This is a genomic window from Budvicia diplopodorum, from assembly GCF_009800925.1.
Lineage (GTDB): Bacteria > Pseudomonadota > Gammaproteobacteria > Enterobacterales > Enterobacteriaceae > Budvicia > Budvicia diplopodorum.
Window position 1 is genome coordinate 366,261 of sequence record NZ_WOYF01000001.1, and the last position, 20,817, is coordinate 387,077.

The 20,817-nt window shown below is 47.2% G+C and carries 18 protein-coding genes; 10 read left to right on the forward strand and 8 right to left on the reverse strand.

Annotation, left to right across the window (positions count from 1 at the left end; genetic code table 11):
* Positions 1 to 87: 87 nt before the first annotated feature.
* The 5 genes from cirA to GVI43_RS01550 all read right to left on the reverse strand — a co-directional run bounded on the left by cirA (position 88) and on the right by GVI43_RS01550 (position 7,226).
* The gene (cirA, locus tag GVI43_RS01530) at positions 88 to 2,064 is read right to left on the reverse strand and encodes a catecholate siderophore receptor CirA (protein WP_159564697.1); all 1,977 of its coding nucleotides are present in this window, start codon (positions 2,062 to 2,064) and stop codon (positions 88 to 90) included.
* Positions 2,065 to 2,478: 414 nt separating this feature from the next.
* Positions 2,479 to 3,270 carry an ABC transporter ATP-binding protein gene (locus tag GVI43_RS01535; RefSeq protein ID WP_159564699.1) on the reverse strand — a complete coding sequence of 264 codons (792 nt, stop codon included), beginning with the start codon at positions 3,268 to 3,270 and terminating at the stop codon, positions 2,479 to 2,481.
* Positions 3,270 to 4,352 (reverse strand): FecCD family ABC transporter permease, encoded by a 1,083-nt coding sequence (locus GVI43_RS01540; RefSeq protein ID WP_159564701.1) that lies wholly within the window; start codon positions 4,350 to 4,352, stop codon positions 3,270 to 3,272. The genes GVI43_RS01535 and GVI43_RS01540 overlap by 1 nt, the downstream gene beginning before the upstream one ends.
* Before the next feature lie 52 nt (positions 4,353 to 4,404).
* Positions 4,405 to 5,550, reverse strand: coding sequence for an ABC transporter substrate-binding protein (locus tag GVI43_RS01545; protein ID WP_159564703.1), 1,146 nt, complete (start codon positions 5,548 to 5,550; stop codon positions 4,405 to 4,407).
* Positions 5,551 to 5,726: 176 nt separating this feature from the next.
* A complete protein-coding gene (locus GVI43_RS01550) occupies positions 5,727 to 7,226 on the reverse strand; it encodes an amino acid permease (protein WP_159564705.1) in 1,500 nt (499 codons plus the stop codon).
* Between the two features lie 315 nt (positions 7,227 to 7,541).
* On the opposite strand from GVI43_RS01550, the gene GVI43_RS01555 reads away from it, so the two are divergent.
* Both GVI43_RS01555 and nfo read left to right on the forward strand, forming a co-directional pair.
* Positions 7,542 to 8,633, forward strand: a complete 1,092-nt coding sequence (locus GVI43_RS01555) for a YeiH family protein (RefSeq protein WP_159564707.1) — start codon at positions 7,542 to 7,544, stop codon at positions 8,631 to 8,633.
* A gap of 82 nt (positions 8,634 to 8,715) precedes the next feature.
* Entirely contained in the window at positions 8,716 to 9,561 is an 846-nt protein-coding gene (nfo, locus tag GVI43_RS01560) for a deoxyribonuclease IV (RefSeq protein WP_159564709.1), read from the forward strand.
* 105 nt (positions 9,562 to 9,666) lie between these two features.
* On the opposite strand, the gene fruK is transcribed toward nfo, so the two are convergent.
* A complete protein-coding gene (gene fruK / locus GVI43_RS01565; RefSeq protein ID WP_159564711.1) occupies positions 9,667 to 10,605 on the reverse strand; it encodes a 1-phosphofructokinase in 939 nt (312 codons plus the stop codon).
* A gap of 279 nt (positions 10,606 to 10,884) precedes the next feature.
* A complete protein-coding gene (locus GVI43_RS01570) occupies positions 10,885 to 11,139 on the reverse strand; it encodes a YkgJ family cysteine cluster protein (RefSeq protein ID WP_159564713.1) in 255 nt (84 codons plus the stop codon).
* Positions 11,140 to 11,332: 193 nt separating this feature from the next.
* Here GVI43_RS01570 and mtr point away from each other — a divergent pair, with 193 nt between their 5' ends.
* Positions 11,333 to 12,574, forward strand: coding sequence for a tryptophan permease (gene mtr / locus GVI43_RS01575; RefSeq protein WP_159564715.1), 1,242 nt, complete (start codon positions 11,333 to 11,335; stop codon positions 12,572 to 12,574).
* Between the two features lie 195 nt (positions 12,575 to 12,769).
* Positions 12,770 to 13,342, forward strand: coding sequence for an elongation factor P-like protein YeiP (gene yeiP, locus GVI43_RS01580; protein WP_159564717.1), 573 nt, complete (start codon positions 12,770 to 12,772; stop codon positions 13,340 to 13,342).
* Positions 13,343 to 13,442: 100 nt separating this feature from the next.
* On the opposite strand, the gene GVI43_RS01585 is transcribed toward yeiP, so the two are convergent.
* A complete protein-coding gene (locus GVI43_RS01585; RefSeq protein WP_159564719.1) occupies positions 13,443 to 13,766 on the reverse strand; it encodes a hypothetical protein in 324 nt (107 codons plus the stop codon).
* 142 nt (positions 13,767 to 13,908) lie between these two features.
* Here GVI43_RS01585 and GVI43_RS01590 point away from each other — a divergent pair, with 142 nt between their 5' ends.
* The 6 genes from GVI43_RS01590 (at position 13,909) to GVI43_RS01615 (ending at position 20,817) form a co-directional block, all read left to right on the forward strand.
* Positions 13,909 to 14,886, forward strand: a complete 978-nt coding sequence (locus GVI43_RS01590; RefSeq protein WP_159564721.1) for a CobW family GTP-binding protein — start codon at positions 13,909 to 13,911, stop codon at positions 14,884 to 14,886.
* Positions 14,887 to 14,964: 78 nt separating this feature from the next.
* A complete protein-coding gene (locus tag GVI43_RS01595; protein ID WP_159564723.1) occupies positions 14,965 to 15,672 on the forward strand; it encodes a phosphatase PAP2 family protein in 708 nt (235 codons plus the stop codon).
* 294 nt (positions 15,673 to 15,966) lie between these two features.
* Entirely contained in the window at positions 15,967 to 16,548 is a 582-nt protein-coding gene (gene mepS / locus GVI43_RS01600; protein WP_159564725.1) for a bifunctional murein DD-endopeptidase/murein LD-carboxypeptidase, read from the forward strand.
* 262 nt (positions 16,549 to 16,810) lie between these two features.
* Positions 16,811 to 18,694 carry an extracellular solute-binding protein gene (locus GVI43_RS01605; protein WP_246201400.1) on the forward strand — a complete coding sequence of 628 codons (1,884 nt, stop codon included), beginning with the start codon at positions 16,811 to 16,813 and terminating at the stop codon, positions 18,692 to 18,694.
* Positions 18,695 to 18,703: 9 nt separating this feature from the next.
* Positions 18,704 to 19,795, forward strand: a complete 1,092-nt coding sequence (locus tag GVI43_RS01610; RefSeq protein ID WP_159564727.1) for a microcin C ABC transporter permease YejB — start codon at positions 18,704 to 18,706, stop codon at positions 19,793 to 19,795.
* On the forward strand, positions 19,792 to 20,817 hold the full coding sequence (locus GVI43_RS01615) for an ABC transporter permease (protein ID WP_159564729.1): 1,026 nt from the start codon (positions 19,792 to 19,794) through the stop codon (positions 20,815 to 20,817). Before GVI43_RS01610 ends, GVI43_RS01615 begins: the two co-directional genes overlap by 4 nt.

The window sequence follows — 20,817 nt, forward strand, 5'->3', positions numbered from 1 at the left end:
TTCGTTTCGTGAAATAGCCAGAACAATAAAGGCGATGATAAACTCATCGCCTTTATTGTTTCTATCAATTATCTGCCCGCTGATAGTTTAAAACGTATAATCAGCAGCAATGAAATAACGACGGCCTTCCTCATTGTAGCTATAAACATCGCGGTCTAACTGCTTATCAACTAGGTTAAGTACCCCGGCCCGCAGCTTAAGCTTTTTGGTCGCCTGATAGGCTCCGCCGGTATTCCAGACCATATAACCGCCCGGTGTGGCGCTAGTCGCCGCAATCGCGCGTTGCTTGCCGGTATAGTTGGCCGAAACGTAGAACGACCAGTCATCCAGCGGGTTCCAGTCTACGGTGCCATTCGCCGTATGGAACGGACGCTCCTTCAGCGGCTTATCGCCACCGTTGCTTAAATCGCGGGCATCGTTATAGGTGTAGTTCAGCGTTGCTTTCCACAGTTCACCAATCGGCATCGATATTTCGGTCTCCACCCCGCGAATACGGGCTTTATTTACGTTGTAATAACCAAAAACAGGCGCGCCGGTACGCGGGTCGAATCCAATAAAGTTCGGGTATGACGGAGCCAGTGACCGAGTGCCAGTACGGTTAATGCCAATCATGTCTTCAATGTTATTCTCAAATACCGTCACGCTGGTATTCAGCCCCTCCAGCACGCCTTCATGGCCGGAGTAATAAACACCAAACTCGTAGTTCTCACTGGTCTCTGGCTTAAGGTCAGGATTACCAGAAACAACGCAGGCTCCCCGGCAAGATGGCGACTGCCAGTCCGGGCTCAGTTGGAGCAATGAAGGCGCTTTAAACGCTTTGGCCCATCCGCTTTTTAGCGTCACGCTATCCGTGGCGTTAAAAACGATATAGGCCCGTGGGCTCCAGTGAGTACCGTAATTTTCGTGATTATCCATGCGGGTACCGGCAGTCAACGCCAGACTATCGAGAATACGCCACTCATCTTCCAAGAATACCGCATGCTGTTTAACCGAAGTAGAACCGCTGTTCTTCAAGTTTTCCGGATCGGAAAGCTCATCTTTACGTAGCTCTCCGCCAAAGGTCACGATTTGGTTAATCGCATTCACCGGCAGAACAAATTTGCCATCGACGGTATTATTTTTAGAGGTAATCTGATTAGTGCTGAAGTTATCTAATTTCTCACCGTAAAAACGCAGCTCGGAGTTAGCGATTTCCCAATTACCATGATGGGAAATCCCATAGTTTTGGCGCTCCAGACGGGTTTGACTTAACGAATCAGAATTTCTGTCCTGACGGTCAAAGCCATAGTTGAGTAAAACTTCCTGATTATCTGTTGGCGTAACGGAAAACTCGACGTTACCATCCCGGCTTTTATAACCTTCGATTCCGCCCTGAAATCCCGAGGCATTAACGCTTGAAGGCTTTGGCTGGTCTTTATCGCGTTGAGCAAAATTGCCAAACAGTTTAACGCCCAGCAAATCATCAATCAGTGGGCCGCTGGTATATAGGCTAGTGTTGTAGCTATCACCGGTATCCCGATGTTCCTGAATAGTCGCGTCTACGCTCAGGTTGGTGGACCACGTTTTTTTGGTCTTTTTAGTAATAATATTAACCACACCGCCCAGTGCATCAGACCCGTACAGGGATGACATCGGGCCACGTACAACTTCAATACGCTCAATAGCGTTAGCCGGAACCCAGCTCAGGTCATAGTCATTATGGCGAAATACCGCATTGCGTGAGTTAACCCGTTTACCATCCACCAAAATCAGGGTATAGCTGCTGTCTAGCCCCCGGATGCTGACTCCACGCCGGTTATCACCCTCATTGGTCAGCTGAACGCCCGGAACTTCCTGCAGGATATCTTTCAGGTTTTGCACCGGTTTTTTATCTAAATCTTCACGAGTGATAACGCTAATACTGGCCGGTGCATCCTTCAAACTCTGCTCTACCGACGATGCAGTAACAACCATGGTTTGATCTTCCGATGCGGCAAAAACAGAAACACTGGTAAGTAAAAGCGGTATATATACCGCTGCGCGGATAGCCGGGTTAAGTCTTAGCTTTACCTTATTTAATAACATGGGATCCTCATTCTATTCATGAATTTTTATAATCTTTTTTTATTAAAATACTGTTTATTCATGCCAATACGCTAAAAGGCTGTTTATCTTATCCAGCCCTCATCACCTGAAAAATGGCAAAAAGTTCCCCTCTCTGACTAGGGTTAAATCAGAGAAATAGCATCGACACAAATTGTCACTAAAAGTTACAAAACGGAACGCGCCAACATTAATACAAATAATTCTCATTATCAATAACAATTATTGTAAGGGTATTACTGATGGGGTAAAGGTTGCTTAGCGGACGCTCAAAAAAGGACAGTACGGCGAATGGGGTTTGTGCTATATCAACATAAAGATAACCTACATCGCGGGAGAAAATAATTCCCCAGCGATGTGGGCGTTTAATCGGCCTTATCGCGGCAAACTAGCGCATTAACACTCACAGACTGAATGTTCAATTAGCCCATCAATTAGTACCTGAGGACGACCAAAAGAACAGCGTTCAATACGACCACGAACGCCGTAAACCTTAGCCAGACTCTCTGGCGTAATCACCTCTTCAGGCCTGCCGTCGGCAATTAGATCGCCGTTTTGTAGCATCAGAACATGATCGCCGTGGCGCAAAGCAATGTTGATATCGTGCACCACCACAACGGTCACAATATTTCTCTTCTGGGTCTCTCTGCGAACTAAATCCATCACGTGGAACTGATAGTTAAGATCCAATGCACTAAGCGGCTCATCTAATAGCAACAGTGAAGGCTGGCGAATCAGTGATTGAGCCAACCCGACCAACTGCTTCTGCCCGCCAGAAAGCTGATCTAAATAGCTCAGAGCCAAATGAGAAATGCCCAGCTGTTCAAGTAAACACATGACTTCGCTTTCGCTTTGATCGCTACTGTGGCCTCCCGATGCCCGCTGAGCGACCACAATCGATTCTAGAACGTGCAGGTGCACGCCCGCGGGTAAAGACTGCGGTAAATACACCACGTTTTTAGCCCGTTCAATGAACGGCATTTGCATTAAATCTCGATCGTCAAGCAGCAGCTCCCCGGTAGCATGGTTCAGCCCGGCCAGAGAACGTAATAACGTGGATTTTCCGCTGCCGTTTGGCCCCAGCAGAACGGTTATTTCACCGCGGGATAACATGGGAATAGAGAGATCTTTAATGATCGGCTTTCTTGGGTATCCGGCATTAAAGTGTTTAGCCTGTAAACCGCTCATTACACGTTCCCCCTATGGCGCAAAATAATACTCAGGAAGAACGGCACGCCGACCAGTGATGTCACTATTCCAACGGGAATAATCACGCCCGGAATTAAATTTTTTGATGCAACGGAAGCCATCGACAGCACCAAGGCGCCAATAAGGGCACTGGCCGGAAGATAAAAACGGTGGTCTTCGCCAAAAACTAGCCGGGCAATATGCGGAGCAACCAAGCCAATAAAGCCGATAGGCCCGACAAAGGCAACGGCAAGCGCAGAGAGAATGCTAATACGCAATAATGAGGTTAAGCGTAAACGGCGAACGTCAATACCGAAGCTGCTCGCCCGATCTTCGCCTAGCCTTAACGCCGTCAGCTTCCATGCGTTAAGCATCGACCACGGGAACAGCACCAAAAAGACCGCTAGAAGAACAGCTAGCTTAATCCACGTCGCTCTTGCCAGGCTCCCCATGGTCCAGAACACCAGCCCCTGCAACGTATCTTCTGAAGCAATAAATTGCATCATCGAGACCAGCGCATTAAAGGTGAATACCAACGCAATACCGAACAGTACCACGCCAGAGGTCGCAACCCGAGTCCAGCGGGTGACGGCATCCAGCATAAACGCCGCTAACAGCGCAAAGAGAAAGGCATTGGCCGAAATAAACCACTGCGGGTCAATGCCTGGAATACCAATGCCCAAAACGATGGCTAACGCAGCACCAAACGCTGCCGCTGAAGAGACCCCTAAGGTAAACGGGCTGGCCAGTGGGTTATTCAGAATAGTCTGCATTTCAGCACCGGCAAGGCCCAACGCCATACCGACCACAACGGCCATCAGCGCGTAAGGCAGGCGAATATCCCAAACGATAACCTGAGTACCCGCATCGACCGTTTCGGGATACCATAAGGTTTGCCACAGTTCGCTGACCGCTAGGCCGGAAGGCCCCATAACAAAATCTAATACCAGCGATCCAATAATCGCCACAATGACCAAAGCCATTACCATCAGACGTTGACGTAAAATTCCATGGTAGCGCTGCATCACGCTGATATCAGCCGGGGCCTTCGTTCCTACTATTGAATCTGTACTTAAGCTCATTAATAACAACCATTATTACTTTGTTACCGAATATTTTTTATTCGAATTATTATTATTTTTTATCAGCCTGTGGCCCAACCCAGTACGTACCAGACGGCTCAATGGCTAAGAAATCTTTATATAACGTTTCCATCGTTTTTTGAGTATCAATATCTTTGAATCGCTCAGGATAGAACCATTTAGCAAATTCTTGAATTGCCAGCACATTATACGGCGAATTATAGAAACTATGCCAGATAGCATAAACCCGGCCCTGTTTTACCGCCGGTAGCGTTTCAATCCCCTTGCGGGTTAATACGCTGTTCAGACTGTCGCGCGCTACGTCATAAGATACATCAGCTCCCAGCTTGATTCCGAGGCCTTTTACGTCCGCACCGCGGGCGCCGCTCGCGATATAAACGTCAGGATTAGTCGCAATAATCTTCTCAAGATTCACCGTACCTAATGCCCCCGGCAGCAACTCTTTGGCAATATTAATACCCCCGGCTAAGTCAATAAAATCGCCCATATTACCGTTACCGGCAGTACCACAGCACTCTTCAGCAGTGGCGGCTTTTAGCTCGATAAACACCTTAGGCTTTTTATCCTGTGGAATGGATTGAGTTATATCAGTAATTTTAGCCACATTGTCTTCATAGAATTTGATGTAGCGCTCGGCCTGAGCTTCACGCTGTAAAGCTTTGCCTAACATTCGCATACTCGGTACGGTATTTTTCAGTGGGGAAGTACGAAAATCGATAAATATCACCGGTACGCCGGCTTTTTCAAGCTGAGTGACCAGTTCGCTGTTACGCCCCGGACCATGACCCGAGAGGCCAAAAATAGCCACATCAGGGTTTAGCGTTAACACTTTTTCAGCGCTAACGCTTTCGGCGGTGGTATTACCAATTAATGGAATTTTATCGATTTCAGGGAATTTCTTTTTATAGCTCGCATAGGTATGAGGATCTAACTTGCGAAGATCGCCCTGCCAGCCAGCAATGCGCGATAGCGGTTTGTCGCCTTCAAGTAGCGCAACAGCGTAAATTAAACGCCCTTCACCTAACAGAATCCGGTCTACTTTTTTTGGTAACTCAACCTGACGCCCGGCGATATCGGTAATAGACTCAGCCCATGCCCCGGCGCTCAATAAGAGCGAGCTGCCCAGTAACAGAGATGCGCTAAAACGCTTAGCCTGTGAACTCTTTAGTTGCCCCATAACGGTACCTTTTCCCGACGGATTTAAAGAGTGCAAACAATAATGCAAAAGAGAACGATTATCAATAACGAATACCGTAAAACCCCCAGCTGAAAAGGCTTTATGCGGTATAGATCAAAGAGGTAAAAAAAAAGACGGCATATTCATTGCCGTCTTTAGATTTTAAACGTGGCTCATTAGTCATGTTTAATCAGAGTATCTGGAAATTCCATGTCTTTGTAATGAATGAACTTGGTTCTTTTAACCAGCTTATAGCCAAACCAGATAACCAAGAACACTGGAATACCAATATAGGTTGCGGCTACCCCAGTCCAGTCAATCGTATCCTGCAGGAATGCCTGATAGTTCTGACCTAGCGTGATAATCAAACACAGCACAAACGCAAAAATAGGCCCCAGCGGGAAGAAGCCTGAACGGTAAGGTAAGTCGCTCAGGTCACGCCCTTGCTTAATATAGCCACGGCGGAAGCGATAGTGGCTGATAGCAATGCCCAACCAGGCGATAAAACCGGTCATGCCCGACGTGTTCAACAGCCACAGATAAACCTGCTGATTACCAAACATTGAGGTCAAGAAGCACAGGCCAGCGACGACGGTAGTGGCAATTAACGCATTGCGCGGAACGCCGCCCGCCGAAAGCTTAGCAAAAATCTTAGGCGCTTTACCTTCGCTGGCCAGCGCATACAGCATACGCGTAGACGCATACATACCGGAATTACCCGCAGAGAGCACTGACGTCAGAATAACCGCATTCATCACTGCCGCTGCCGATAGCAGCCCAGCATGCTGGAATACTAAGGTGAACGGGCTAACGCTGATATCAGTTTCATCATTACGCAGCAGGCTCGGATCGGTATAAGGAATCAGCACGCTAACGATCAGGATAGCGAAAATATAGAACAGAAGAATACGCCAGAACACCTGACGCACCGCTCGTGGAATATTACGACCCGGATCTTCTGACTCACCGGCAGCAATACCGATCAGCTCCGTTCCCTGAAAGGAGAAGCCTACGATCATTGCGACACCAATCATGGTAGAAAACCCGCCGGAGAACGGCGCATCGCCGATAGTCCAGTTGTGCCACCCGGATGACGGGCCGCCTTTCAATATGCCAAAAATCATCAACAGGCCAAGCCCAATAAAGATAATGACGGTAACGACCTTGATTAATGAAAACCAGAACTCGGCTTCGCCGAATCCTTTAACTGAAATGTAATTGAGTAAGAATATCAAGCCCAAAAACAGGGCACTCCATATCCAGTTAGGTAAACCCAGAGGAGCTTCCGGGAACCAATATTGCATCACCAGCTGTGCGGCAACTAAGTCAACCGCAACGGTAACCGCCCAGTTATACCAGTAGTTCCAGCCCAACGCGAAGCCAAACCCGGGCTCAACATATTTGGCGCCATAGGTAGAAAAAGAACCCGACACCGGCATATATGCAGCCAGTTCACCTAGGCTAGTCATCAAAAAATAAACCATCAGACCAATGATTGCATACGATAACAGTGCGCCGCCGGGGCCTGCCTGAGCAATAGTTGCACCGGAAGCAACAAATAAACCGGTACCAATCGAGCCACCAACGGCGATCATGGTTAAATGCCGGGCTTTAAGCACTCGGCGCAGTTTAGGCGCACCGCTATGCGTTGAGGTATTAGATTCAACCTGAGCCATTCGTAACCTATATCTACAGCTAAAAGTAAGTAGATTGTAACAAATGATAGGATGCTCGATAACACCAATCCCCCAAATATAAGATTCGTTCATAACTTACAAAAAGTTATTAGCCAGACCCCATAATGTGGAGAGATTCAATTACGCTAAATTTGGGTAAAAATGGATAGCTCAGACGATCTTTCAATAAATTGAGCGCCAATATGTTGCTTTACCGCTTATACCGATAAGTTATAAACATATAATCAATTTCTCTTTTATCGCTAATTCCTTTATTTTATAGCCATCTTTTCAACAATTCTGAGTCACTTTTCCATGCATCAAATCCGTAGCCGGACAGCATTCAAACAACATCCATTCGGATTCATCCCCCCTCTGTTGCCGGGATTATTGCTGGCAGGCCTCATTACCGGAATTTCAATGTATGCCGCTACGCTACCGGTGATGTCTAATCTTGGGCTAAGCGCGCTGACCTTAGCCATCGTCATCGGAATGGTGCTGGGCAATGCGGTCTATCCGTTGATGTCTTCAAGCTGTGGCCACGGTGTTCATTTTGCTAAACAAAAATTATTACGCTTAGGCATTATTCTGTACGGCTTTCGCCTGACCTTTCAACAAATAGCCGACGTAGGCTTGAGCGGTATTATCATTGACGCTCTGACCCTGACAAGCACCTTTCTTCTGGCCTGCTGGCTGGGTAAAAGCCTGTTCGGAATGGATAGACAAACTACCTTGCTAATTGGCGCAGGCAGCAGTATTTGTGGTGCAGCGGCGGTTATGGCAACCGATCCGGTAGTTAAAGCCGAATCAAGCAAAGTGGCGGTTGCCGTCGCTACCGTGGTGATCTTCGGCACGATTGCCATGTTCCTTTATCCATGGCTTTACCAGTTGGATGTCAGGCTCAATTTATCGGGTTTTACCGACGGTCAGTTTGGCGTGTACATCGGTTCGACGGTACACGAAGTGGCACAGGTAGTTGCCGCCGGGCGGTCTATTTCTGACGATGCAGGAAATAACGCCGTTATCACAAAAATGATCCGCGTAATGATGCTGGCACCGTTCTTGCTGGTACTTTCGGCCTATCTGAACCGTAGCGATAGCTCAGCCTCTGCCAGTAAAGCTAACCAAAATAAAACGCCGATCGTTATTCCGTGGTTTGCCGTTTTATTTATCGTAGTAGCCGGTTTTAACTCATTAAATCTACTCCCCGCCGCGTTAGTGAATGTCATTATCAATCTGGATACCGTATTCCTCTGCATGGCGATGGCCGCACTGGGGTTAACCACCCACGTTAGCGCCATTAAACAGGCGGGAGTGAAGCCAATTCTGCTGGCATCCCTGCTGTTCATATGGCTGATTGTTGGCGGCGCGATTATCAATATGCTGATATTGAAATGCGCAATCTGACCTGATGAAGTTACACATTTGTTAATAGATGCGATCGGCAAAAATATGAGATACTGCAGCCTATCAACAGAGGAGAACGGACATGAAATTTATCGGCGCACACGTAAGTGCGGCAGGCGGGCTGGATCAGGCAGTCATCCGAGCCCACGAACTGGAAGCAACCGCATTGGCCCTGTTTACTAAAAACCAGCGCCAATGGAGAGCATCACCGCTAACCGATGAAGTCATTTCTGATTTCCGCAATGCCTGTGAAAAATACGGCTACGCGCCGCAGCAAATACTGCCTCACGACAGCTATCTGATTAATCTGGGCCATCCGGTTGAAGAGGCGTTGCAAAAATCCCGTGATGCCTTTATTGATGAGCTTGAACGCTGCAGCCAGCTTGGCCTAACGTTACTCAATTTCCATCCGGGCAGCCATTTGCTACAGATAGACGAAGACCTCTGTCTGGCCCGCATCGCCGAATCAATCAATATCGCTTTAGATAAAACGCAGGGCGTCACGGCGGTAATAGAGAATACCGCCGGTCAGGGCAGCAATTTAGGTTTTAAATTTGAGCAGTTGGCCGCCATTATTAACGGCGTACAAGATAAGAGCCGGGTTGGCGTATGCATTGACACTTGCCACGCATTTGCTGCCGGTTACGATATCCGTACGGAAGAAGCCTGTGAACAAACCTTCGCCAGCTTCGGGAATATTGTCGGTTTTAACTATTTACGCGGTATGCATCTGAACGATGCTAAAAGTGAATTTGGTAGCCGGGTTGACCGCCATAACAGCTTAGGTGAAGGTAACATCGGTAAAACGGTATTCAGCTACATCATGCGTGACGATCGCTTTAATAACATTCCATTAATTCTGGAAACCACCAACCCGGATATCTGGAAAGATGAAATTGCCTGGCTCAAAAGCCAGCAGAAGCCATGAACATGAAGTTGGTTTGATTTGTGGCTGACGTAACCTTAGCCCGCAAGAAAACGGCGGCAATATTAACGATTTCTTGCGGACTAAGAACGATGTGTGAATGGACCCTTACTTGAACGGCTTTAACTCCACCCGCGACATCATGGACGCCAGTTGCATACGGTCTCGGATCCCCACGTTGCTTTGACTAACCGCCAGCGCCGAAACCGCCGTTGCCAAACGTAAAGTATGTTCGCTGGATTCACGCATCAGCAGTCCGTAGATTAAACCACCCACCATCGAGTCACCGGCACCAACGGTGCTGACAACATCGCAGATCGGCGGCTTCGCCAGCCATGCGCCTGAGGCATTAACCCACAGCGCCCCTTCTACGCCCAATGAAATAACTACGTGCGCGATACCGTCTTCGCGTAGGGCATGGGTCGCTTCAACCACATCGGCTAAGGTCGGCAACGGGCGCCCCATCCAAATCTCTAGCTCACGGCGGTTTGGCTTTACCAGCCACGGAGCAGCCTTTAACCCTGCGGCAAAAGCCTCACGGCTACTATCAAAAATAATACACGGGCACTGTGAACGAAGCTGACGCATCCAGTCACTGAAAGCATCCGGATCGACGCCTGAAGGCAGGCTACCGCTTACGGCAACCATATCAAACTGCCCGAGCCACGATAGCGAATCAGTGGTAAAACGCTGCCAGTCGGCCTGACTGACCTCGAAGCCTGAGAAGTTAAAGTCAGTGACTTCATTATCAGACTCGGTCAATTTTACGTTAATTCGGGTACGGCCGGGTACCACCTGAAAACGGTTGGCAATGCCCAGTTCGCTGAATAGCTGCTGGAATCCGTCCTGATTATCTTTCCCTAAAAAGCCGCCGACGGTGACATCAATGCCCAGATCTTTTAATACTTTGGCGACATTGATACCTTTACCGGCCGCATGTAGTCCTGCGGTTCTCACCAAATTGACTTCCCCGCGTTCTATCTGAGGGCAGTAGCCAACTAAGTCATAGGCCGGATTCAAGGTTATTGTTGCAACACGTCTATTCATCAATCTCTTCTTTTACGCTGATACCGACAGTGAACACTGCCATTGAATGGCAAAAGAAACGCCAAAGCGTTTCTCTATTTACCACCAGTGGATCGTTTCAGGCGATTTTAGCGCTATTTTTGCTCAATTGCTCTAGCCAGACCAACATTTTAGCATCAGTAACTTGATATAAATCTGGTTATTATCGGAAATAAAATCACAAGGATTTGACCAAAATTGGCAAGAAATGACCATACCAGAAGCGTTTGGAACAGGTGGAAGTAATGAAAAATTCCAGCGTCAAGGCGCGGTAAGAATTTCCAACTGATGCAAATAAATTAGCGCTTCATCACGGTTGTTCAGGCACATATCTTCACGCGGCTGAAGCTGAGCACAAACTTTAGGCCTGTCAGGGTGGTGAAAAATCTTACAGCGAAACGCATCATCTAAGTGAATGCAGGCAATGCCTGCCGCTTTGCCGTTAGGCATGCCGGGAATAGAGCTGGATATTGATAATCCGATACAACAGGCACCGCAACCGGGGCGACATTCCATGCAACACGTCCGCAGCTGAAGGAAAAAGTAGCCAGACCATATCAGCAGGCTTGAATAATAACCAGTGATTTACTTCGGCTCGGTGAGTAATCGCGATAATTATCTCAATTCATTGATAAAAAGGTGTTTACAAATAATGACAGTCGCGTATCATCCGGCTAGTACAAAATAATCCCAATCAGGAAAACAGACCATGTCTCAAGCTACGTCCCCGCATAAGCGCCCTTCTATTTTCGGCGGCGCGATGATTATTTCCGGTACTGCCGTCGGTGCAGGGATGTTCTCTATTCCTATTGTGACATCAGGCGTGTGGTTTAGCGGCTCCACGCTGATGCTTATTTATACTTGGTTTTGCATGTTCTTTTCCGGCCTGATGCTGCTGGAGGCTAACCTCAATTATCCGGTTGGTTCTAGCTTTCATACCATGGTTAAAGATCTTCTGGGTAAAACCTGGAACACCATTAATGGCCTGTCAGTGGCCTTCGTCCTCTATATTCTGACTTATGCCTATGTCTCAGCCGGCGGTTCGATTATCAGCCATACCCTTACATCGGTATTTGCGATTAGTCAGACCATGGCCGGGCTATGCTTTGCCATTCTGGTTGCATTTATCGTCTGGTTGTCGACCAAAGCCGTTGACCGCATCAACACCATTCTGATCGGCGGTATGGTTATTAGCTTTGTCTTTTCCGTCAGCGATATGTTTACTCAGGTAAACCCTGAAGTGCTGTTCAATACCCAAGAAACAAACGCGCAATACCTGCCTTATGCCTTAGCGGCACTGCCCTATTTGCTGACCTCATTCGGCTACCATGGCAACGTTCCGGGATTGGTTAAATACTACGAAAAAGATGCGAAAGCGGTAGTTCGTAGCCTGCTATACGGGACGTTAATCGCTTTAGTTATCTATCTATTATGGCAGTTCGTGATTCAGGGAAATATTCCCCGCGCCGGGTTCAAGCAGGTTATTGCTGAAGGTGGAAACATTGGCAACCTGCTCGCCCAGTTAGATAACGGCATCGTTACCTCGACGGTAAAACAGTTACTCAATGCCTTCTCTTATATGGCGCTGGCCAGCTCATTCCTTGGAGTATCTCTCGGGTTACTGGACTTTATCGCCGATTTCTTTAAGTTCGAGGATTCAAAATCAGGCCGGACAAAATCGGCGCTGATAACCTTTGTTCCACCAACTATCGGCGCACTGGCCTTTCCCGACGGCTTCCTATACGCCATTGGCTTTGCCGGCTTAGCGGCGACTATTTGGGCGGTTATTGTTCCAGCCATGCTAGCGCGCGCCAGTCGCCAACGCTTTCCTCAGGCAAGCTACCGAGCACCGGGTGGAAACCTGATGATTTATTTCGTCATTCTGTTTGGCGCGATCAATATCGTAGCCCACGTATTATCCACCCTGCACCTGTTGCCCGTTTACCAATAACGGTCACAGACCTTCTGCAACGGTATCAGGTAAATAGCCCTATTTGCCTGATACCCTGCCCCCGACTGAGTTTTATGATCTAACCCCCAACAGCTAAAATTTTTATCGCTACATAGGCGGATTCTTCTTGCCTGTTTTCATACGCGCGAGTAACTTGTCGCCAATCATTTAAACGGTCAGAAACAGGTTCTTTTTATGCCAAGAGCAAATGAAATAAAGCGTGGTATGGCGATCAACTACAACGGTAAAATGTTATTAGTTCGCGATATCGAAGTGCAAAGCCCAAGCGCACGCGGGGCAAGTACGTTATATAAAATGCGTTTCTCTGATGTCCGTACCGGGCTTAAAGTAGAAGAACGTTTTAAAGGCGACGATATTATTGAAGCAATCAGCCTGAACCGCCGTCAGGTCACTTTCTCTTATATTGACGGTGACGAATACATTTTTATGGACGATGAGACGTTCACGCCTTATATCTTCAAGAAAGAACAAATCGAAGAAGAACTGTTATTTATTCCTGAAGGCGGAATTCCGGGTATGCAGGTGCTGACGGTCGAAGATCAGGTTCTGGCACTCGAATTACCACAAACCGTCGATTTGGAAATTGCCGAAACGGCTCCGGGTATTAAAGGTGCATCGGCCAGTGCCCGTAACAAGCCAGCGACGATGAGTACCGGTCTGGTTATTCAAGTGCCCGAGTATTTAAATGCCGGCGAAAAAATCCGCATTCATGTACCAGAGCGCCGCTATATGAGTCGTGCAGACTAAGAATTAACACTAACGCCATATAGGCTTACTTATATGGCGTTACCTTTCAAATTGGCAAGATTCGCTTCAACCTACCGATAAACCGGTTCCCATCATGGGATCAATGATAGGTGATGGTCGCCAGTCCTAATTTTTGCGATTTATCCACCCAGCTAAAAGCCATCATACTATTGCCTACCAATTTTTGTGATCCATCGGTAACCCGATCGATCCGAATCTTGGAGACTACTGGCTTATTGTTTTCCATGCATGTATTGATTACAGCATTATTATTGTAAGCAACGTCGCACGTAGGCTCAGTAACGGCACCAATAAATGTCACTTGTCCTGAGCTTGCAGCCCAAGCATTCACTGCTGATAACGAAACGATCCCTGTAATAAGTATGAAAAGCCTTTTAACCGAAGTTTTCGCTATATAGTTCATATAAGGCCTCTGGTTATATACTTACTAAAGTCAAAAATTCAACATAAACTATTCAATATGAACCCAGTAAACAATCGCATAAAATTCGCATATCCAACCCATACTTATTAACTATAGCTCGGATTTATAAGGTGATCTTGCCGTGACAAAAACAAATTTAATTACCGGTTTTCTGGGGAGCGGGAAAACCACGACCATTCAGCATTTACTACGTCAAAAGCCAGCAAATGAAAACTGGGCAATCTTAGTTAATGAGTTTGGCGAAATCGGCATTGATGGAACGCTGTTATCAAATCAGGGCGCTACCTTAAAAGAGATTCCGGGCGGCTGTATGTGCTGTGTCAATGGGCTTCCTATGCCGGTTGGCTTAAATATGCTGCTCAAACAGGCTAAGCCTGACCGGCTGCTCATTGAACCGACGGGCCTCGGGCATCCCAAACAAATCCTATCGTTATTGACCTCTGAGTTTTACCAACCGTTGCTCGATCTGCGCGCAACACTTTGTTTGGTTGATGCGCGTCAGCTCCAACAACAACGTTATTATGAAAATGAAAATTTCCGCGATCAGCTGGCCTCAGCCGATATAATCTTGGCCAGCAAGTCAGATACGTATACCGAACATGACACCGCCGCATTTATTCAATGGCACCAGAATAACGCATTAAGTCGGCCCTATTACTTGATTGAGCAAGGAAACGTACCGACTGAAATACTCGACAACCCACGCCTTAATCTGCAAGAATTACCCGATGGTACACACCATCACCATGTGCAAAAAAATGGGTTAGCGGCACTCAGCTTACCGGGAGGCCAAGGCTGGCGTAGAGCACTGAACCAGGGTCAAGGATATTTCAGCTGCGGATGGATATTTGAACCAGAGACTTGTTTCTCTACCGGTGCGTTACTTGATTGGGTTCGTCTGTCGCCCGTTGAGCGCGTAAAGGGCATTATGCGAATTCCTGAAGGAACCATGGTATTTAACCGCCAAGGTTTGGATTTAAAAATTGAAACTCAGCCGGTTGCCCCTGTTGATAGCCGGGTTGAGCTGATTCACAGCGCTGAAGCACCGTGGAATCACTTACAGTTAGAATTATTAAAGGCCCGAATCAACAAATCGTAGCCTGCAAGCCTTAAAAAGCGGTCTACAATGATAATGCTCGGGTTTAGCGTTTAATATTAAATTTATAAAGGTGTTTTGATGGGCTGTAGTAATCTTCCTAAAATTTTGCTTTTGAATCTTTTCGGTATTGGGCTATTCCTTTCCTGGTATTTACCAGAAAATCACGGTTTTTGGTTCCCGATTGACGCTTCAATCTTTCATTATTTTAACGTGCATTTAGTCACCAACAGCGCCTTTTTAAAGGCGATTGCCATTACAAACCACCGAGCTTTCGACGGTATATCACTGATTGCTATGGGCCTGCTATTTGCTCATTTCTTTATGAAACAAGACGCCGCCGGCAAACGTAAGATGATTATTATCGGCGTAGTTATGCTGTTAACGGCGATAATTCTGAATCAGCTAGGCCGGTTATTATCGGTTCAACGGCTCAGCCCGACCCTAAGCTTTAGCGGCATTAACCGCGTTACTGAACTCTCGGGCATTCCGACTAAAGATTCTTCGAACGACAGCTTTCCCGGTGACCATGGGCTGATGTTAATGATTTTTGCCGGATTCATGCTGCGCTATTTTACCCGCTGGTCATTTTTTGTGGCCGTCGCCTACGTCATTATCTTTTCGTTACCGCGCATTATGGTTGGTGCTCACTGGTTTACCGATATTTACGTCGGCGCGCTTTCCGTGGCCTGCGTTGGCCTGAGCTGGTGGTTATTAACCCCTGCCAGTGATTATGTTATTCGCGGCATTAACAGGTTAATTCCCGGATATAGACCACCATCACATTAATATGCTATGTACAATAAAAAGCGTGGTTCATTGTCGGCTGTATGTCACAAAAATAGATAAAAAAATCGTTTTGTAACATTCCAAGCCAAAAAAAGTCTCGCAATCATACGTTGAATACAGTAGTCTTCCCGACGTTTACGTATATTTATCGCGTATAAGAGCATAGCTGGAAGACAGGAATTGTCTCGTTTTGCCAAAAATATAGCCCAACGCCTAAATCAAGCGCGGTGGGGACAGAATAATCATGTTTATAGCGACCTTTGTCGTTAAGGACTCCAAGGGAAATTCACTAAAATGGTCAAATCTCAACCGATTTTGAGATACGTTCTACGATTCGCGCCTGCCGTAGCCGCAATCGTAATGCTATCAGGCTGTGGCACAGTATCATCCAGCGCAGAAGCTTCAAGCGCCAAATATGCAGAGACGAATGCAGTAAAAGACAGACAAGGGCTTTCACTACAATCGTCTCAAGATGAATTTGAATCAATGGTTAAGAATGTTGATGTGAAATCAAAAATTCTTAACCAATATGCCAGTTGGAAAGGCGTCCGTTATCGTATGGGCGGCTCAACCAAAAAGGGCATTGATTGTTCCGGCTTTGTACAAACAACGTTCCGTGAGCAGTTTGGTTTAGTTCTTCCTCGCGATACCTCCAGACAACAGTCAATGGGTAAAGAGATTAATCGCGATAAGCTGCGTCCGGGCGATTTGGTACTGTTTAGAGCAGGTTCAACCGGCCGCCACGTTGGCATTTATATTGGTAACGATAACTTTGTCCACGCGTCGACCAGCAATGGCGTCATGATATCCAGCATGAACGAAAAATACTGGAATTCACGTTACCATCAGGCTCGCCGGGTTTTAACCAAAAGCTAATTGATACTGAAAATTGAAAAACGCCTGAATACGTTCAGGCGTTTTTTTTGTTTTGTATTTCACTTTTGCTCTCAAAACTGTTGGTATCTCCAAACCTATCCCCCACCGACGTTTTTGAGTGCTGATTCCCGTCTCCTCAAACTATGTAACCTCCGTAACATGAGATATAATAAGCACTATTTTGTATCGCATACGCTATCTATCTGGCGGCTTGTCGTCAGATTCGGATAGCCATAAATCCATTACTGAGTCAGAATCCTTTATGAATATGTTACGGTTAAATCAACGTAAGAGTTTGGCATCGCTAACCCTTCTGGTGACAACATTCATATGTTCAGCATTCAGTACCTATAGTTATGCAGAAACGCTGGCGACAGCGACGACCGCCGAAACCATCAAAGAAAGCTACTCTCTGTCACTTTTGGGTGAACCTAAATACGCGGCCAACTTTACCCACTTTGACTACGCCAATCCTTCGGCTCCCAAAGGTGGAAAAATTACCATTGCCGCAATTGGAACTTACGATAACTTTAATCGATACGCCACCCGTGGCAATCCGCTAAGCGGAAATGAAAGGCTAATCGATACTCTGTTTACCTCTGCAGAAGATGAAATCAGCAGTCTTTATCCACTTATTGCAGAATCAGCCCGCTATACTGACACCTACCAGTGGATGGAAATACGCATCAATCCTCGGGCCCGTTTTCAAGACGGCACACCCATCACCGCCGAAGACGTTGCCTTTTCCTTTGAAAAATTCATGACCGAGGGAGTACCTCAGTTTCGTAGTTTCTACAAAGGGGTTAACGTGCGGGCAATCTCAACGTTAACCGTACGAATTGAGTTACCCAAACCGGATCGAGATCAAATGCTAGGCATCGTTGGCGGGCTGGCGATATTTCCTAAACACTTCTGGAAAGATCATAATTTGGGCGAGCCCCTGAACATTCCGCCGCTAGGCAGCGGCCCCTACAAAATTGTCGATTACAAACTGGGCCAATACTTGGTTTATCAACGAGTCAAAGACTACTGGGCTGCTGGTTTACCGGTTAACCGCGGGCGCTATAACTTCGATACTATTCGCTACGATTATTATCTGGATGACAAAGTCTCACTGGAAGCCTTCAAAGCCGGAGCCTATGACCTGCGCATCGAACAGTCGCCAAAAAGCTGGGCAACTCAGTATGAAGGGGGCTATTTTGATAAAGGCTTTATCGTCAAAAAAGATGAAGAAAATCAGGCTGCTCAACAAACCCGCTGGTTGGTTTTCAATATTCAACGCCCGATCTTTGCCGATCCAAGAGTCAGAAGAGCAATTGGCCTTGCCTTCGATTTTGAATGGATGAACAAAGCACTATTTTATGGCGCTAACCAACAGCCACGCAGCTTCTTCCAGAATACTATTTATGAAGCGACCGGAATGCCGGGCAAAGATGAGTTGGCTTGGTTAACCCCGCTAAAGGGTAAAATTCCTGATGAAGTCTTTACCCAAGAGTATCAACCACCTAAAACTGACGGCAGCGGTAATAACCGTAAAAATCTGCTGCTGGCCACGCAGTTATTAAAAGACGCAGGCTGGGAAATTAAAGATAAAGTTCTGGTGAATACTCAAACCGGCAAGCCAATGGAGTTTGAACTATTGCTGCTCAGCGGTAGCAGTTCTAATTCTCTGTATGTACTACCCTTTCAGCAGAGTCTGGCGAAGCTAGGTATCAAGATTAACGTCCGCGAGGTCGACAGCTCTCAGTTTATCAGCCGCCTGCGCAGCCGGGATTTTGACATGCTCCCTCGCCCCTATCCGGCGATAGAATACCCGTCATCTGACCTGATGATCTACTGGAATTCCGCCTATATTAACTCCACCTACAATGCCCCCGGAATTAAAGATCCGGCAATCGATGAACTCACCGGCAAAATTAGCGTCTATCAGGGACAGGCAAAACCGCTCTTGTCTCTGGGAAAAGCTCTCGACCGGGTATTAAGCTGGCATTATCTGATGATCCCGATGTGGTACTCCAGCCATGACAGATATGCCTACTGGAACAAATTTTCTATGCCAGCCGTACGGCCAAAAGGTTCACTGGGGTTTGATACCTGGTGGTACGATGTGAGCAAAGCCGAACAGTTACCTGAACAGCGTCGTTAAGGACCCACAATGACCTCTTATATAACCCGGCGCTTTTTATTACTCATCCCAACCTTATGGGCTATCATTACTCTAAACTTTTTTATCGTCCAAATTGCGCCCGGCGGGCCGGTAGAACAGGCTATTGCGTCTATTGAATTGGGTGAAAAAAGTGGTTTTGGCAGCGGTAACACCGATATGTCCGCAGGCGGAAACTTCTCTTTGACCGCCAAAGGAGAACAAAAATATCAGGGTGGCCGCGGTTTAGATCCTGAAGTCATTGAAGCGATTAAAAAGCGTTTTGGTTTTGATAAACCGCTGCATGAACGCTATTTCGATATGCTTTGGAGCTATATTCGTTTCGATTTTGGCGACAGTCTATTTCGCGGAGCCTCTGTCATGACATTGGTTAAGCAGTCGCTGCCGGTTTCCATTAGTCTAGGGCTATGGAGCATGCTAATCACCTACCTGATATCGATCCCTCTGGGCATTAGAAAAGCGGTTCGAAACGGCTCTGCTTTTGACGTCTGGAGCAGTAGCCTGATCATTGTTGGTTACGCCATACCTCCGTTCTTATTCGCCGTATTGCTAATCATGATTTTTGCCAGCGGTGGCTATTTAGACTGGTTCCCGCTGCGTGGACTGGTCTCTAATAGCTTCGAGAGCCTGACGTGGTATGGAAAAATCGGCGACTATCTGTGGCATATCACACTACCGGTACTGGCAATGGTTATCGGCAGTTTTGCTGGCCTGACTATGCTGACTAAAAACTCGTTTCTGGATGAGATCCATAAACAGTACGTTATTACCGCCCGGGCCAAAGGCCTGACGGAAAAACGCATTCTCTATGGCCACGTGTTTCGTAACGCCATGCTGCTGGTGATCGCCGGTTTCCCCGCTGCTTTTATCGGTTCGTTTTTCACCGGCGCACTGCTTATCGAGGTGATATTCTCCCTCAATGGGCTCGGTTTACTGGGCTACGATGCCACGCTACAGCGCGACTACCCGGTGATGTTTGGTACGTTATATATATTTACCTTAGTCGGCCTAGTGCTGAATATTATCGGCGATATTGTGTATACGCTGGTCGATCCAAGAATTGATTTTGAGGCGCGTGGATGAGCAAGCTAAGTCCAATAAATCAGGTCAGATGGCTTAAATTCAAGCATAATCGTCGCGGTTACTGGTCACTTTGGATCTTTACCATACTGTTTATCATCAGCATGGCTTCAGAACTGATCGCCAACGATAAGCCACTGTTAGTCAGCTATAAAGGGGAGCTCTACACCCCATTTTTAGTCAGCTACAGTGAAACAACCTTTGGCGGCGAGTTCCAATCCGAGGCCGATTATCAAGATACCTACGTCGCTGACCTGATTGATAACAATGGCTGGGCGCTGTGGGCCCCCATTCGCTTTAGCTACAGCACGATTAACTATAAAAGTGATTCACCGTTCCCGGCACCGCCGTCAGCGGCTAATTTGCTGGGTACCGACGATCGCGGTCAGGACGTGCTGGCGAATATTCTCTACGGATTTCGCATTTCAATCCTGTTCGGGCTAATGCTGACAACCATCTCCAGCATCATTGGTATCACCATTGGGGCAACCCAAGGCTACTACGGCGGCAAAGTCGATCTGATCGGCCAACGCCTGCTTGAAGTCTGGTCCGGAATGCCAACCCTGTTCTTGATTATTTTACTGTCCAGCGTTATTCAGCCCAATTTTTGGTGGCTGTTGGGTATCACCGCGCTATTTGGCTGGATGGCGCTAGTGGGGCTCGTTCGGGCTGAATTCCTGCGAACCCGAAACTTCGACTACGTCAGAGCGGCCAGAGTGATGGGCGTTCGGGACAGCAAAATTATGCTGCGTCATATTCTGCCCAACGCCATGGTCGCCACCTTAACCAATCTACCCTTTATTTTGTGCGGCTCAATTACCCTGCTGACTTCCTTGGACTTCTTAGGCTTCGGCCTACCGTTAGGCTCGCCGTCGCTGGGGGGGCTGCTGTTACAGGGTAAAAACAATCTTCAGGCACCGTGGCTTGGTATCAGCGGATTTATCATTGTTGCACTGGTGCTGTCACTGCTGATTTTTATCGGCGAAGCCATTCGTGACGCGTTCGATCCTTCTAAGGCTTACTGA

What these genes read in the sequence shown, in the direction of transcription:
- cirA (WP_159564697.1), bottom strand. Translation starts at nt 2,064, where the DNA reads ATGTTATTAAATAAGGTAAAGCTAAGACTTAACCCGGCTATCCGCGCA.
- GVI43_RS01535 (WP_159564699.1), bottom strand. Translation starts at nt 3,270, where the DNA reads ATGAGCGGTTTACAGGCTAAACACTTTAATGCCGGATACCCAAGAAAG.
- GVI43_RS01540 (WP_159564701.1), bottom strand. Translation starts at nt 4,352, where the DNA reads ATGAGCTTAAGTACAGATTCAATAGTAGGAACGAAGGCCCCGGCTGAT.
- GVI43_RS01545 (WP_159564703.1), bottom strand. Translation starts at nt 5,550, where the DNA reads ATGGGGCAACTAAAGAGTTCACAGGCTAAGCGTTTTAGCGCATCTCTG.
- GVI43_RS01550 (WP_159564705.1), bottom strand. Translation starts at nt 7,226, where the DNA reads ATGGCTCAGGTTGAATCTAATACCTCAACGCATAGCGGTGCGCCTAAA.
- GVI43_RS01555 (WP_159564707.1), top strand. Translation starts at nt 7,542, where the DNA reads ATGCATCAAATCCGTAGCCGGACAGCATTCAAACAACATCCATTCGGA.
- nfo (WP_159564709.1), top strand. Translation starts at nt 8,716, where the DNA reads ATGAAATTTATCGGCGCACACGTAAGTGCGGCAGGCGGGCTGGATCAG.
- fruK (WP_159564711.1), bottom strand. Translation starts at nt 10,605, where the DNA reads ATGAATAGACGTGTTGCAACAATAACCTTGAATCCGGCCTATGACTTA.
- GVI43_RS01570 (WP_159564713.1), bottom strand. Translation starts at nt 11,139, where the DNA reads ATGGAATGTCGCCCCGGTTGCGGTGCCTGTTGTATCGGATTATCAATA.
- mtr (WP_159564715.1), top strand. Translation starts at nt 11,333, where the DNA reads ATGTCTCAAGCTACGTCCCCGCATAAGCGCCCTTCTATTTTCGGCGGC.
- yeiP (WP_159564717.1), top strand. Translation starts at nt 12,770, where the DNA reads ATGCCAAGAGCAAATGAAATAAAGCGTGGTATGGCGATCAACTACAAC.
- GVI43_RS01585 (WP_159564719.1), bottom strand. Translation starts at nt 13,766, where the DNA reads ATGAACTATATAGCGAAAACTTCGGTTAAAAGGCTTTTCATACTTATT.
- GVI43_RS01595 (WP_159564723.1), top strand. Translation starts at nt 14,965, where the DNA reads ATGGGCTGTAGTAATCTTCCTAAAATTTTGCTTTTGAATCTTTTCGGT.
- mepS (WP_159564725.1), top strand. Translation starts at nt 15,967, where the DNA reads ATGGTCAAATCTCAACCGATTTTGAGATACGTTCTACGATTCGCGCCT.
- GVI43_RS01605 (WP_246201400.1), top strand. Translation starts at nt 16,811, where the DNA reads ATGAATATGTTACGGTTAAATCAACGTAAGAGTTTGGCATCGCTAACC.
- GVI43_RS01610 (WP_159564727.1), top strand. Translation starts at nt 18,704, where the DNA reads ATGACCTCTTATATAACCCGGCGCTTTTTATTACTCATCCCAACCTTA.
- GVI43_RS01615 (WP_159564729.1), top strand. Translation starts at nt 19,792, where the DNA reads ATGAGCAAGCTAAGTCCAATAAATCAGGTCAGATGGCTTAAATTCAAG.